Consider the following 14,286-nt stretch of genomic DNA (forward strand, 5'->3'; position numbering starts at 1 on the left):
TAGGGCTCTTCTCAAGATGCAATCGTCAATTTTGCATCACGCGTCCGAAAATGCAAACGCCGCTGCAACGCGCTTCCTCGATTGGCGGATAGGTCGTCCGACGCCGTCGCCACGCAACTGCGTCGAAGATTCAAAAAAACGCCCAAGACCCACGATATACAGGTGTAATAACGGATTGATAAACTATATTCAGGTTGAAATGGAATGCAGGGAAATCAAGATGGCAAATCGGAACGGGCATGGTGGGAAGCGATCTGGAGCCGGACGGCCAAAAGGCTCTCGCTCGCGTCTCGGCGAAAAACTGGCAGAAAAGATCCTCGACCAGGGAAAGTGCCCGGTCGACGCCCTCATTCGCTTGGCAGAAGCGGCTGAGAGGGACGGTGAGCGCGCGCAGGCGATTGCCGCCTGGAAGAGCGTCCTTGCCTATGTCTATCCAAAACCCAAGGCTGTAGAGGTCGACCCCGATACGGTCGTTGAAGTGGCGCGATTGATTGCGGAGGCGCGGTCGGAGGCCCGCGAGACGCCACGTGAGACGAGTTACGGGGAGTTGCTTCGACAAAGCGTAGAAGCTCTGGAAGACCTCCAAGGCTGACGGATGGCCCGACGCCTCGGCGTGACCGAGCGTGTTCATGGCACAGGTCTCGAGTGCTGCAGCGCCTTGCCGGCGACCTCGCTGACGTCCCATGTCCTTCGCGGCAATGAGCGTGATCGCGGTCTTCCGTGGGAAGGCTTCCGCGAGGCGCGACCTGCTCAGCGGACGAGCGACAGGGATCGGCATGATGTCTGCCGTCGAACACACCGACACATTCACGCCAGAGGTCAGCCTAACCGAGACCAGACTCCTCGCCCAGCCTGTCTGCACAGCATTGAGGAGGCCGCAACCATGAAAAGGATCATCGCGACTGTTCTGACCCTGACCGCTCTCGCGACCGCTCCGCCCACGGCCGCGCAGAGCGACAACACCCTGCTTTTCCAGAACCGCGACTGGTATGTCGTGCACGAGTACCACCCAGGACCCGACCTGCAAGCCTGCGCCGCCAAGACCGACAACCGACAGGGCGACACGTTCGACATCACCGCCTGGCAGGACGAGGAGGTCGTGATGTATCTCATTCTCAACGACCTCGATGCATGGTCGGGCTCGTTTACCGACACCCTCGTGCTGGACATCGACTACGAGCGCTGGGAGCTGCACGGCGCGAAGTTCGAGGACAACTTCGTCACGTTCGCTTTCCAGCCGGAGGAGGTCGAGAAGGTGAAATCCTTCTTGGGCGACCTCATGCGCGGGCGCGCCGTCGCGCTCAAGTCGCCGTCCGGGAACAGGACCCTCGCTGCGTGGTCGCTGATGGGGTTCACCGCGGCGTTCACGAGCTGGACAGACTGCTGGAACCGCATCTCGCCGCAGGACGATAGCTATGGCCGTGGATCGGGAGATGCCTATGGGGTGTCGGACCGCTACGGCGACCTCTGAGCGACATGGAGAGCTCGTAAGGGCTCTCGATGAGAGCGCCGGCGGGCCAAGCCCCGCTCGCGCTTGGCGCCCAAGTTCTCGGGGGAGCGGTCTGCAGGGATGCGCGCCTCGTCACTTTTCGGGGGCCACGGTCCTGCTCGACCTGGTCTTGCACACGCCTCGCTAGCGCGGACATGTCGTTCTGCGCTCAGCATGCTGGGGTCGGGGTGGTTGCAAAACGGGGGGCACAGTAGCGGCCGCCTCGTGGAACTGCCGCATGGTCCGCTGCCTGGCGTCTTCTGGAACCTGGCGCCATGAGCTGCGACATCATCCGTCGCGCAATCCGCCGGGCTTGCCGGAGGGCGCCCATTTATCCCACGGCGCTCGATCTCGCCGTTGCGCCCGTGAGGCGCCGGAAACTGCGTTTGCGGAGGATGCGGAGGGGGCGGAGGGTGATTTTGAGGAGATCCAGGCCAGAGAGTATACCCACTGAACACGGCCTATGGGACCCTCTGCACCCTCCGCACCCTCCGCCATCTCTCGGGTCTACGAGGCCGGGCACAGCTGCCAGAGGCTCTTCTTGCTGTGCCCGTCCTTCGACTGCCTGAGCACCCGGCCGTCGGCGATCCGGTCCTTGCGATATCCCAGAGCCTTTCCGAGCGTGGCAGGGGTGGCAACGGCCTTGTCATTGATCGCCAGGAGCGCTTCGTAGAGGCGGTACGGGGGCACGTCCTCGTGCACATGGTGACGCATCGTCGGGTCCTTGTACCTCGCCACAGTGGCCATCACGTCCTGCGAGCTGAAGCGCTCATGGTCAAAGACCGCCTCGAGGGCGCTAAGCAGTTCGGAGAGCGCCTCGAGATCCGGATCCGTGGCGACCGCTCTGGCGACCGCGTCCATCGGATCACCGAAGGCGTAGTCCTTGTGCGTCTCTCCGACCCAGCACACGGCGCCCCGGACGAGGTCGCTCCACGCCTCGAAGGAGGCCATGCGTCCATGAGGGGGCGCGGCGCCACTTGCCAGGTAGCCCCGAAGCACATTGAGAGCCGCTCCCACGAAGCGCTGGCGGTTCTCACGGATCTCGGCGAGGGGATCGACGTCGAACGCGCGCGTGTCGGGCCGCTCCATCCTCGGGTCGATCCGGCGGACAAGGATGCGCCGCACGAGGTCGCCCTGCAGTGCCAGATTGTTGCCCGTCATGGTGAAGAGCGCGCGATTGGGCAAGGTGACGCTTTCCGACCGGCCGAGGATGCGATCCGTGAAGGTGGCGCTCGTCAAGGTCGCGGCCAGCGCCGCGGAGTCGAACGTGCCGAGGACGTTGTCCCAGACCATCGCCGATGCCCCCGTTCGGAAGAATGACAGCAAGCGCTTTCGGATCTCGTCCTCGTTCTTCGCATCGACATGCGGATAGACGAGGGGATCTCCTTCCCCCGCCAAGGCGGCGAGGCACTTGGCCAGGAGTGTCTTTCCGCTGCCCTGGGTCGGCGCATCGATGCCAAAGCCCGGTGCGGTGGGCAGCACGGGGCGCAGGACGGCGGTGAGCAGCCCCGCGAGAAAAACCCCACGGTCGACCGCATCGACGAAAGGAAACTCCTCGAACGGGGCCCAGAGGATCTCCAGCCAATACCGGACCTCGTCGGCTCCCGGTGCCGCGCCCAGGGACATGGGCTGAGCGCCCTTGGGCGGATGGAAAAAGAGCTGCGTCTGCGAATCGTATCCAGGCTCCTCGAGAACGGTCCCATCCAGGCGGAGCGTGGGCGCTGTGATGATCCCCGTCAGTGGCTTCAGATCGCGCCGCGCCTTGAGCGCGAGCACTCGCTTCGCGAGCTCCGTCGGCGGGTCGAGGAACGCCATACGCCGTTTTGCGCCCTGATGCTCGAAGAACTGGATCACGCCGCCGAGATAGTGGCGCAGCGCAGGCTCCTCGAGCGGGTGGATCCGCCCACGGTCGACGAGGACGAACTCGTCGCCGAAGTCGAAGAGCTGCGGATCTTCGCGGAGCACCTCAAGCGTCGCATCGACGGCGGCACTCATCTCGCCTTTGACGATCTCCAGCGCCCGACGATCCCGTGTCAGACGGTAGGTCGTTCCGCCGCGCGCGAAGCTGTGCAGCCTCTTCCGGGGGCCGTCGAGAAAAAGCATGCCGACGGCACGCGCGCCATCATACTCGGGCTCGAGCGGGTCGAGGCTGTGCGCCCGATCAAACCGGTCCGGCGCATCGAGCAACTCGGCAACCGTCCGCTTGACCACCTGCTGCCCCTCCACGATGTGGAGCACGAACGCGCCCGGCAGAACATCCGTCTCCAGCGCCTGCGCCGCCGTCTCGCGTGCTGCGGCAAACGCTTCGGCCGACGCCCCGTCTCCGGCGATCTCACCGGCGCGCCGGTCGAGCCAGGCCGCCTTGGCGGCCTCCGCCTCCTCGCGCTTTTCGGCGCGGGCTTCGGCCTGCAACTGGTCGACGACCCGTTTCTCTGAGTCGCGCAGGTCCGGGAAGGCGGCCTTCGTATCGACGATTTCGGTCTCGCCCGCGATCAGCATGGGCTCGCCCCGGTCCTGAACCAGGGGCCCTTCGCACTGCGCGCCAGCCGCGAAATCCAGCCGGCTCGGCTGCCAGACCATTTGATCGACCAGAGTTCGGGGCAGCAAACTGCCCGCACTGCTGACTTTCATGTAGCCGTGACCTTGAAGCCAGAGCCGATCGCCCAGGACCTTGCCCGCACGGGGGATGTCACGCCCGTCTGCGACGAGGAGGTAGAGCCGCTGACCTTTGAGCCCGCTCACCTCTTCACCCGTCTCCGCGTTGCGGATGAAGGAGGACGCCGAGGGCATCCAGAGCATCCGAATGTCGCGAAGGGCCGGTACGGCCATGCGCACCACCTCGACCAGCGCCTCGTGACCGAGCGGTTCCGATCCGTCCTCCGGGTCGTAATCGAGCATCATGATCGCGGGGCCTTCGGGCCAGTGGAAAGTGTCGTTGGTCCGCGGGATGCGATCGCTGGGCCGCCCGTCAGCCTCCCACGCCTCGCGTGTGGTGAGCCCGATGGAGGTGGCCTCCGGCCGGCCGTAGATCAGGGCCTGGTCAGACGCGAGCTCCAATAGGAGCGCGGCGAAGTCTTGCAATGTCCGGATTTCACGGACCTCAGCGGAACCGGCGATGAGCACGCCCCCGGCGTGCTTGGCGAGCTTCCCGTCCTCGAGGCAAAATCGCTTCGTGAGAAACTGCGGTCTTGTCGCGGTTGCGATGGTGAGGCACGCAGGTGGGTGCGTGTTCTGGGGTACGGTTATGAGTTGTTGCGCGGTCATGAGGCGTTCCTTTCATTCTCGTCTTCAGTCGCCGCAATGTTCGGGGCCGGGGTTCGAACGCTGCGCCTCGCAGTCTGGCGCGTTTGGCGCAGGGCAGTGGCCGGCTGTCCGTTTCGCTCGGCAAGCCTTTCCGAGATCCACGCCTGAAGTTCCCGCGCGGAGAAGAAGTTGCGCGCGCCGATCTTCACGGGGCTGGGCAGCTCACCGCTTTCCAAGAGCCGATAGGCCGTACTCCGGCTGATGCCGAGATAGGCCAATGCGTCCGAAAACGGGATGAGCTTGTCCGGCTCGGAATTCTTGCTGCTGTATCGTGCGTCCATGTTCGCTCTCCTTTTGGTTGCGGTGAGCAGAACATGACGGCATGCAGAGCCAATTTCAGGGATAGACGATTTTTCGGAACGTCAGCGCGCCTATCCCCGAGCGCCAAGGTGTTCGCCACCTGACAAGAGGCTCCCACACTGCTTCTGGCGCGGGCTCGGTTGCTTTCAGGGCGCAAGCGGCAGCTATGCGGACCTTTCGGTCGTTCGCTGCACCTGAAGCATCACGTGACCCGGGTGGCGCTGCTCTGCCCCCCCCATACTCATCCAGTTGAAACCAGAGCCGACGGTCGACAATTGCCCGCTTGCGCGACAGGAACAATGGGCGAACGGCGGAACGTTTCCGGTTCGTAGAGCCGTTCGCCCATTGCGGCGAGTTGGGCGGCATAGGCCGCGGGGGTCTGGTAGCCGAGCGCCGAATGGGGTCGGGTGGCATTGGAGGCGGTTCTAAGAGAACCGACGCTCACAACAGAACCCCGGAAAAACACAATGCGCTGCCTGCTGCCACAAGCCCCCCGCGGGTAAGGAAATCGCTCTTGCCGATCAGCCCGCGTGATATCCCTGCGAGACCCAGCCCGACGAGCCCGAACGCCAGTAATGCCGCGCCGGGCTCCGACCCGAGCTGGATCAGCGGCGCGTGCGCGATCATCGCCAGCGGGATCACATATAGACCGACCCCCAATGCCATGGCGGTCAAGGCGACCCTGAGCCAGTTCTCCTGGACCATGCCCGCCGCGATGAAGACGGCGCCACAGACGGGCGGCGTGATGGTGGAGATCAACGCGAACCAGAACACGAAAAGGTGCGCGCGGAGCGGCTCCAGTCCCAGCTCGATGAGCGCAGGGCCGGCCACGGAAACGCAGATGACGTAAGCGGCGGTCGTCGGCACCTCCATGCCCAACAGGAGGCACGCCAGCGCGGTCAGCAACAGCGCGGGCCAGAGCATGCCGCCCGACCCGGACAGTATCGCGGAGGTGATCTTGACCCCCAGCCCGGTGATACCCAGAACACCGATCACAATGGACGCGCAGATGATGACCGACGCGATCAGCGAGACCTGCCGGCCCGCGTTCAGCATCGCGTCGCCCAGCCGCGTCAGACCTTGCGCCGGATTGGGACGCAGCGTGGCATCAACGAACAGCAGGGCCAACGCGGTGAAGATTGCCAGCGCGGCGGCGTATTGCGGCGTGTAGCCGAGGACGAACATCGCGGTCAGGAGCGTGGTGAACGGGATCAGGAAAAAAACCGAGGTGATGATCACCTGCCGACGGTCGGGCTGATCGCTCTCCGGTACGGGCTGCAGGTCGTATCGCTGGGAAAAGGCGTTCAGCCCTTGCCAGACCGTCAGGAAATACAGCACCGCGGGCAGCAGCGCCGCCAGCATGATCTGGGGGTAAGGCACCCCAGTCAGTTCCACCATGACGAACGCGCCTGCACCCATCAGCGGCGGCATGATCTGCCCGCCCGAGGATGCTACCGCCTCGGTCGCGGCAGCCAGGCGCTTGGGGTAGCCCAGCCGTGTCATCGCCGGCAACGTGATCGCCCCGGTGGAGGCCACGTTGGCCGAGGCCGAGCCCGAGATCGACCCGAAGAGCGCCGAGGAAAGGACCGAGACCTTCGCCGCGCCGGCCGTCAGCCGGCCGGCTGCCGCGGAGGCTACGTTCATGAAACCCTGCCCGGCCTCGCCCGCGTTCAGCACGGCACCGAAGATGACGAAGACAGCGACGATGCCGACCGATACGCCAGTCAGGCTGCCCCAGAGAGCGCCTTCGGCGATGGTCAGCGTGCCGAGAAAGCTGGGCAAGGGCGTGCCCGCGTGGCCGAACGCGCCCGGAATGTGCTGGCCGAACAGACCGTAGAGCAGCGCGAGGAAGGCAACTGCCGGCAAGGGCCAGCCGATCGCCCGGCGCGCGCCTTCCAGCGCGACCAGCAGCAGCGCTGCCGCGATCCAGAACTGCAGGTCATCTTCGAGGAAGCCATACTGGTTCCGGAGGCTGTCGTGTTCGAAAGCCACCCACAGACAGGCAGCCACGCCAAGCGCCGTCAGCACCACGCCCGTGGACCGGGCGACCGGCGTCGCCGCCGCGTAGATGAAGATCCAGGGCAGCGCGAGCGCCATGTGCAGCGGGCGCGCCACGAGGTTCGGCACGAGGCCGTAGAAGATCAGGCCGAGGTGAAACACCGCGCTCAACGCGCCAAACGCGATCCAAGCAAGGCGGGCCCGCCCGGTCGCGTCCGGGGCGTCGAGAGCGGTCATCAGAGCGCCTTGATCACATGTGCGCGTCGTTCAGCGGTGCACCGATTTCTTCGTAGTAGCGCCGCGCGCCGGGATGGATCTCGGAGGTGATGGTCGACAGCATCTCGGTCGACACGCCGTCCCACCACCTGGACATGCCGGCCATCTGCGCCTTGGTCTCCCAGTAGGTCCTGGTCAGCTGATAGGCCGTGTCGTCGTCCATCTTGGTGGTCGTGTAGGCCACGACCGGCAGGGAGGTGGTCACGATATCCTCTGTCTGGCCAGCATACGTGCCGGCAGGGATGACCAGACGTGTGCGTCCAGACTCTTCGACCTGGGCGTCGCTGAGCGACAGAACCGACACACCGGTAGAGGCGGCGGCCTCGATCACGTTCGGTGCGGGATAGGACCCGGCGGTGACGAACCCGTCGATCTGCCCGTTCTTAAGCGCGCTGACCGCGTTCGACAACTCAGAATCGGCGACCTGCACGCTGTCGGCCAAGCCGAACATCTCGATATACTTCGCGCCCTCTCGCGCCCCGAACGAGCCGCTGCCGAGCAGGATCGTCTTGCCGGCCATGTCTTCGAACGTCTCGACCCCGCTGTCCGCGGACATCACGAAATGCATGGTCAGGGACGGGATCGGGAACAGTGCGCGGATGTCGTCGAAGGCGGGGCTTTCGCGGCCCTCGAACATCGCCCGGCCGCCCTGGGCGAGCCCGATCAGCGCCGGCGGCGTCGTGAATACGTAATCGCCGCCGCGCGCACGCACCTCCATGACATTTTGAACCGAGCCCTGGCTTTCCTCTACCGTGACGGAGATCTCGCCGTCCGAACCGGCCTTCATCGCTTCGGAGATCTCCACCGCCATCTGGTAGTAGGATGAGCCCGCCTTGGCCGATTTGTAGGTGATCCGCGTCTCCGCCACTGCGACGGTGCCCAGCACGCAAAGGGCGGCTGCTGCGACCGAGACTGACCTTACGATGTAGGACATGCTTGTTTCTCCTCCCTTTTGCTCGGGACCCTGACGTGAAGCCAGCATTTTCGCAAGCTGAACGTTCTCACCGGCACCAACCGAGCGATGGCCGTTCAGGCTTCGTTTTTGACCCCGCGCGACAGTCCCCCGCGAGCGCCCTCGACGGCTCGAGCGAATTGTGCTTCGCTCCCGCAGGCCACTCTTGCATGGTCCGAGCAAGCATTTCCGCATCTGGCGCCTGAGTGTCCGGTGAAACGGGGGCAAGACAACCTTACGCGCGCCGCCTTTGCTGCCGCATAATGGATCCAGCGCTCGTTGTTGACAGTCTGGTGGCCAAGTGTAGCCGCCGTCGACGACCGGCGTCGGCAACGTCACCTTGCCGCCCTTCTTGTCGGTGACCCGATACAGGAGGCTGCCCGCACGACTGTCAGCCTTGAGGCTGAGAACGGCCTGCTGCGTTTGCTGCATCCGAAGTGGGGGCGACCGTCCGGTGAGGGCGCCTAGCCGTCATCCGGCAGTTTTTCTCCGAATTGCTGGACAGGCGTTCGATACCCTGCTTCCCTCGGGTAGCTTCTGTCAGGTGGTGAACACTAGGGCTTACGCGGCCGAAGTTTCTCGAGCGCCGCTGCCAGGCGCTTGAATTGCGCTTTCTTCTGACGGTCAGCGCGTCGCAGATCCTTGAGAGACTTGTAAGAGGCGCCGATTGGACCCGGGAGCTGTGGTAGATTAAAGACCTCGTTGGCGACAAACATGAACGGGGTGGGATGCGTCTCACCCTGCCAGCCCTCTGCGATTCTGGCGTCCAGACCGCTAACTCTTGTCCACCACATCTCGAAACTCGCGAAGAGCTCGCGCTTCGTTGTGAGCTCGCGCGTCGTTGTGTCTTCAAAGTCGGGCGCGATTTTCTCACCCAGATCCAACTCATGGGCGAGGCGCGTGAGCCCGTCTCGGAACTCTTCCAGACCGGTAGGCTCGACGGATTCGGAGACGATCAGCTCCAGCCCTTCCTCGCAAGCATCGTCGATCACTTTCCTGAGGGTCCAACTGCTCCTCGCGATCTTGCGAAGCTTCTCTGCTTGCCCCTTGTTCAGAAAACCGCGGGAATACTCGGCGTGATCTTTGTATTTCGCAAGATCGGGTTTCAGCGCACACCAATCCTCCCACGCGATTGTCGGCGCCTCGTCACCGAAGCGCTTATACAGGTCAGCTTGGACGCGTCGCGCGAAAGCCTCGTTGAGGCTAGGGAAGACGTCCTGTGCCTTTGGGGGCGTGTTCAAGCGGCTCTCCTTGGGTACGGTGGTTGGCTGAGCAAGCTATGCCATCTTGGCGCAGCGCCCAACCCGCGAGATGACGGCTCGAGCAGCACGCTATGATTGGGGAGCTCCCGTTGCCAAAGGTTTCGAATCCCATCTCCTCCGCCACTTGCCCCCGCGAAAGCGTTCTCCCGATCCGGCTACGGCCGGATTTTCTCGTTGTTTTCGAAGGTTATGCGAGAGGGGCTGAGCACCGGCGCCGGCGCAGAGAGGGCCGGAACCGGTCTCTCATGGCCGATATTCTCTGGACCTGATGACTGCGCCATTTTGGTGAATAGCTTCTAAGGCATTGGTGTGTAATGGTTTTCGCGGCTTCGACCTAAACACTTCGACGCCGGTCGCGCTCGGGGATATGGAACAGGCATCGAACGTTCGCCAATGCGGCCGTTCGATGCGACCAGTCCGAACGACCGAGGCCCGGGCGAGGCTGCATTTTTGTGCGACTGTGCCGGCTCGGTGTTGCATCGCTAGCGACTTGCCAGACGTTGGCGCAACCGCAGGGAATGCAAGCAAGATTCTGAATGTTCTTGCATTGTTCCCGGCGACTCGTTATGCACTTCATGGCACACTGCCTGAAAAATCAGACTAAGAGGCGAGCATGGCTTCAGGTTCCTCACCGACGGCGATCGATTTATTTTGCGGCGCAGGCGGACTAAGCGAAGGTCTGCGTCAGGCGGGGATCAGTCCGGTGGCAGGCGTTGACTTTGACAAGCATGCCGTCGCCACATACCGGCACAACCATCCAAACGTACCAGTAGTCGAAGGCGATGTAGCTGAGGTGACCGGAGAGCAGCTCATGGAGCTGGCGGGCACTCGTGAGATCGATCTGATCGCCGGCGGACCAAGCTGCCAAGGCTTCTCGACCCATGGGAAGCGGATGCAGGACGACCCTCGAAATTTCTTATTCAAGCACTTTGTTCGGCTCGTCGAGGAAATTCAGCCCAAGATGTTCTTGATGGAGAACGTCCGGGGGATGCTCACTTATGGAAAGGGTGCATTCCGCAGACAGATTGAGGCTGCTTTCGACGAGATAGGATATCGTACTGATTTCGCTCAGGTTCTTGCTGCTGATTATGGCGTCCCCCAGCTGCGGCATCGGATCCTTTTCATCGGTACTCGTGTGGACGAAATCGAGCTGTCATTCCCTCCGCGTACACATGGCGCCGATGACGAGCCGGAGCTCAAGCCTTACGTCACTGTCGAGGAGGCCATTGGCGACTTGCCACTGATGGGAGATGACTACAAACAGAACGAGCGCCCTTACGCCTGCGCTCCCCAAAACCCGTACCAAGTCTACTGCAGGACGGGCGCGCCCAAGGAGGTGACCCTGCATATCGGCCGGCCCCTGTCTGCTCAGGCGCAGTCTTTGGCGGACCATATCGGCCAAGGGGAAGGTCTCCGTGCCGTTCCCGTAGAAGCTCTGCCGGCGCGGTTCCAGAAGATGCGGACGATCTCGAGCGGCGCTCTCCGCCGCGATTGCACGACGCTCTATCATCGCCTCCATCCCGCGAAGCCGTCCTACACTATCACATGCAACTACAAGAACGTGGCATCGGGACCTTTCCTCCATCCATGGGAAGACCGCGCGATCTCTCATCGTGAGGCCGCCAGGTTCATGAGCTTCCCCGATCATTATCAGTTCGTCGGGGCCAGCTTCCCTCGGCAGATCGGAAACGCTGTGCCGCCTCTTCTTGGGCGGGCGATCGGCGAAGAGATCGTGAAGATGCTCTCCCAGGCGGGCAAGCAGCGTAGCCGTGCTGCCTGATGCCCAAGAAGATCCGAACTGAAAGGGTCGCCGCGGCCCTGAACAACCTGTCGAACTGGCGTGGCAAGGCGAAGAGCCAAGGCGCCACGCACCTATTCCCCATGCTCGCGCTAATCGAGCGTGGCGCCGGCAATCCGCCCGGCCAAGCCACAATCCTGAATGAGACGCCGCACGAGTTCGAGTTCTGGGACAAGTATTTCCGTCTGGACGACGGCAATGAGGCGAAGCCGTATTTTAACCCGGTGACCCTGCGCCGGGCGGAAGCCGGATTCCCTCACAGCAACTCGGCTACGATCCGGAAGAACACCTTTGCGGGCAAATGGAACGCTGCCTCGCGGCGGACCACTGACGACGGGGAGGAATGGAAGCTCGCCGACAACTATGCGGACATCTTCCGCGACAAGGTCCTGACCAAGGGCACCGATGTCGCTCGCGCTCCTACACTCGACATCGCAATGCTCTTCTTTCGGGACAGTGAGTTCCCAGACGATGCGGATGCCCGGGCCCTCGAGGCGGCGTTTCGCGGTGCATTCCCGCAGAGGGACGAAGACTACGAGAAGCTGTTCGTCTTTCATCCCGAAGATCCGGACAAGATCTTCGCCGATGCCGCGGAACCACAGGACTACCAAGGCGCCATCCTGAGCGTGCTTGTCGACGACGTGAAATCCTCGGCCGCGCTCCCGGAGCCGGAGCCTGAACCTTTCGTCATGGATCTCGACGACCCGATCCTGGTGCAAGTGCAGAAGCTCCTCGGATTGGGAACATCCGGCATCATTCTCACGGGCGTGCCTGGGACAGGGAAATCCTACTATGCCAAGCGGATCGGGAAGCACCTTGTCAAGGATCCTGAGCAGGACATCTTCCGTGTGCAGTTCCATCCGTCATACGGCTACGAGGATTTCGTCGAGGGCTATCGGCCTGACGAGACATCCCAGTCGGGTTTCAGGGTCGTCGACAAGACGTTTCTCCTCGCATGTGAGCGTGCTAGGCGACTTGAGGAGGAGAAGGGCTTCGTCGTCCTTATCGTCGACGAGATCAATCGCGGCGATCCCGCCAGGATCTTCGGCGAGCTGCTGACCTATATCGAGAGAGCCTATCGGGAAGAGAAGTTTAGGCTGCCGTTCTCACAGAAGCCTTTTTCGGTTCCGGAGAACCTGGTCATGATCGGGACGATGAACCCCTATGATCGGAGTGTGGCTCAGGTCGACGCGGCTTTCGTTCGCCGGTTCGACCACATTGAGGTATCGCCATCCCGGGAGGTCGCAGAAAGTCTGCTGGAGAAGGGCGGAGGGTTCACCCAGGATCAGATCTCCGACATCGGCGCCTGGTTCGATGCGGCGCAGAGGCTCGTTCCCTTCGGCATCGGCCATTCGTTCTTCGCGGAGGTAAAGAGCGTCGATCACCTGAAGCTCGTCTGGCAATACCGGATGCGACCCGCGGCGGTTCATGCCGTTGAGCTGAACGATGGCGCAATGGGGAATCTCACCGCGAGCTTCGAGGCACTGGTTCGCCGTCTCGAGGGCGTGGCGGACGATGCCTGAGATCATTGAATGCCGGGAGTTCGAGGAGCTCTCGGTGCGGGTCAGTGCGCTCCTGCAGGACGGAGAGCTCAGGCTCGACGAGAGGATCACGACGAAAGGCTACCTGACGGCCACGATGCGCGGCGGGCAGATCGCTTTGCGGGCGACACGCTTCGTCGGCACCATCCCGTTGACGCCGGACCTCGCCGTCCGCGTTGTGCCCCGGGCGACGATCGCGAACCTATCCTACATGCTGGTCCGGTCAGGGGTGATCCCCTCGGCGATATCGGGCTTCGCTCGCGGTTACATGCCCCGCTTCGTCGCAACGGACAATGCCGAGCGCATCTATGCCAGGTCACTGATCGACGGCGTGAAGCTGATCGCCCGGCGGGGCTACATGAAAGAGTATCTGCCCCCGAAACACCAGGCGCCATGGCGAGGGCGTCTGCTGGCGTCGGATACGGTCCGGAAGCATGCTTCGAAGGGTATTCGCTATAGGCACGAGTTCGAGCAGAACGTCCTCACCCCGTCGACGATCGAGAACATCGCGCTCAAGATGGCCCTGAAACAGGTCATCGACTGGCTCTCGGAGAACGACCGGCGCAACGCCATGCTGCCGGAGGCGCGCGGCCTGTATCGCGACATGTGGCATATCTCCGATTGGGATGGCGCGAAGAGCGACCTTGTGCGTCAGCTTTCGCGGAAGATCCACACCCTCTCACCACGCCTGCCGCACTACAGGGATCCCCTTTGGTCGGCTTACCTCATCCTGCAGAGTGTTCTCCCGGAGCTCAGCTTCGACGGTTTCGTCCGCTTGGACTCGCTGATTATCGACGTGTCGAAGGTATTCGAAGCATTTCTGCGCCGAGAACTGGCCGCGCGCCTGGCGGAGCATGGATACCGCGTTCAGGACGGCAACACCGCGCCGCGACCCTTCTTCCGTGACGGCGGTGTATTCTCCGTGCATCCGGACATGATCATCTGCCGGGGCGACGAGGTCATCGCTGTCCTCGATGCGAAGTATAAGCCGGACCCGAAAGAGTCAGACCGGTATGAGGTGCTTTCCTTCATGGACGCCATGCCCGTTAGCCTCGGCGGTTTCGTGTGCCCGGCGGATGGGGTCGATACGTCACGGTTTCTTGGTACGACCGCATCCGGGAAGGAAATGGTCCTGCTGCGGTATGATCTAGCTGCCGTCGATCCAGATGTTGAGGCTGACCGGTTCGCCGCGAATGTCCTGCGCATGATCGACGGCGCACACGACTATACGTAAATGGAATGCATCACGGAAGTTAGGTTTCAATCCTCGAAAAACGTCTGGTCACAGATCATTCTGAAGCTCAATGGCGCTCACCGCGAGGGTCGGTTTCCCGAAATTCAGACATGAATAATCCACAATAGCGCAG

At 62.8% G+C, this 14,286-nt stretch carries 10 protein-coding genes; 5 read left to right on the top strand and 5 right to left on the bottom strand.

Annotation, left to right across the window (positions count from 1 at the left end; genetic code table 11):
* Nucleotides 1-592, top strand: a 592-nt coding sequence (locus tag AB6A66_RS17135) for a hypothetical protein (protein WP_371056842.1), incomplete at its 5' end; no start/stop codon positions are given.
* A 291-nt stretch (nucleotides 593-883) separates the two neighbouring features.
* A complete protein-coding gene (locus tag AB6A66_RS17140) occupies nucleotides 884-1,471 on the top strand; it encodes a hypothetical protein (protein WP_371056843.1) in 588 nt (195 codons plus the stop codon).
* 525 nt (nucleotides 1,472-1,996) lie between these two features.
* On the opposite strand, the gene AB6A66_RS17145 is transcribed toward AB6A66_RS17140, so the two are convergent.
* From AB6A66_RS17145 to AB6A66_RS17165, 5 genes are all read right to left on the bottom strand, one after another.
* On the bottom strand, nucleotides 1,997-4,753 hold the full coding sequence (locus AB6A66_RS17145) for a hypothetical protein (protein ID WP_371056844.1): 2,757 nt from the start codon (nucleotides 4,751-4,753) through the stop codon (nucleotides 1,997-1,999).
* A complete protein-coding gene (locus AB6A66_RS17150; protein ID WP_371056845.1) occupies nucleotides 4,750-5,073 on the bottom strand; it encodes a helix-turn-helix transcriptional regulator in 324 nt (107 codons plus the stop codon). The genes AB6A66_RS17145 and AB6A66_RS17150 overlap by 4 nt, the downstream gene beginning before the upstream one ends.
* Before the next feature lie 460 nt (nucleotides 5,074-5,533).
* Nucleotides 5,534-7,327 (bottom strand): TRAP transporter permease, encoded by a 1,794-nt coding sequence (locus tag AB6A66_RS17155; RefSeq protein WP_371056846.1) that lies wholly within the window; start codon nucleotides 7,325-7,327, stop codon nucleotides 5,534-5,536.
* A 13-nt stretch (nucleotides 7,328-7,340) separates the two neighbouring features.
* Nucleotides 7,341-8,300, bottom strand: a complete 960-nt coding sequence (locus AB6A66_RS17160; RefSeq protein WP_371056847.1) for a TAXI family TRAP transporter solute-binding subunit — start codon at nucleotides 8,298-8,300, stop codon at nucleotides 7,341-7,343.
* Nucleotides 8,301-8,872: 572 nt separating this feature from the next.
* Complete coding sequence (locus tag AB6A66_RS17165) at nucleotides 8,873-9,559, bottom strand: hypothetical protein (protein ID WP_371056848.1); 687 nt, start codon at nucleotides 9,557-9,559, stop codon at nucleotides 8,873-8,875.
* A 634-nt stretch (nucleotides 9,560-10,193) separates the two neighbouring features.
* Here AB6A66_RS17165 and AB6A66_RS17170 point away from each other — a divergent pair.
* From AB6A66_RS17170 to AB6A66_RS17180, 3 genes are read left to right on the top strand one after another with little or no spacing between them, the layout of a single operon-like run.
* Entirely contained in the window at nucleotides 10,194-11,360 is a 1,167-nt protein-coding gene (locus AB6A66_RS17170) for a DNA cytosine methyltransferase (protein ID WP_371056849.1), read from the top strand.
* Nucleotides 11,360-12,901: an McrB family protein gene (locus AB6A66_RS17175; RefSeq protein ID WP_371056850.1), complete on the top strand. Its 1,542-nt coding sequence runs from the start codon at nucleotides 11,360-11,362 to the stop codon at nucleotides 12,899-12,901. Before AB6A66_RS17170 ends, AB6A66_RS17175 begins: the two co-directional genes overlap by 1 nt.
* Complete coding sequence (locus AB6A66_RS17180; protein WP_371056851.1) at nucleotides 12,894-14,153, top strand: hypothetical protein; 1,260 nt, start codon at nucleotides 12,894-12,896, stop codon at nucleotides 14,151-14,153. The genes AB6A66_RS17175 and AB6A66_RS17180 overlap by 8 nt, the downstream gene beginning before the upstream one ends.
* Nucleotides 14,154-14,286 lie beyond the last annotated feature (133 nt).

Source organism: Rhodosalinus sp. K401 (assembly GCF_041365735.1).
Taxonomy (GTDB): domain Bacteria; phylum Pseudomonadota; class Alphaproteobacteria; order Rhodobacterales; family Rhodobacteraceae; genus Rhodosalinus.

Bases quoted from the DNA above. Each gene is read 5' to 3' on its own strand.
- AB6A66_RS17175 (WP_371056850.1), top strand. From the start codon at position 11,360: ATGCCCAAGAAGATCCGAACTGAAAGGGTCGCCGCGGCCCTGAACAAC.
- AB6A66_RS17155 (WP_371056846.1), bottom strand. From the start codon at position 7,327: ATGACCGCTCTCGACGCCCCGGACGCGACCGGGCGGGCCCGCCTTGCT.
- AB6A66_RS17160 (WP_371056847.1), bottom strand. From the start codon at position 8,300: ATGTCCTACATCGTAAGGTCAGTCTCGGTCGCAGCAGCCGCCCTTTGC.
- AB6A66_RS17145 (WP_371056844.1), bottom strand. From the start codon at position 4,753: ATGACCGCGCAACAACTCATAACCGTACCCCAGAACACGCACCCACCT.
- AB6A66_RS17140 (WP_371056843.1), top strand. From the start codon at position 884: ATGAAAAGGATCATCGCGACTGTTCTGACCCTGACCGCTCTCGCGACC.
- AB6A66_RS17180 (WP_371056851.1), top strand. From the start codon at position 12,894: ATGCCTGAGATCATTGAATGCCGGGAGTTCGAGGAGCTCTCGGTGCGG.
- AB6A66_RS17150 (WP_371056845.1), bottom strand. From the start codon at position 5,073: ATGGACGCACGATACAGCAGCAAGAATTCCGAGCCGGACAAGCTCATC.
- AB6A66_RS17170 (WP_371056849.1), top strand. From the start codon at position 10,194: ATGGCTTCAGGTTCCTCACCGACGGCGATCGATTTATTTTGCGGCGCA.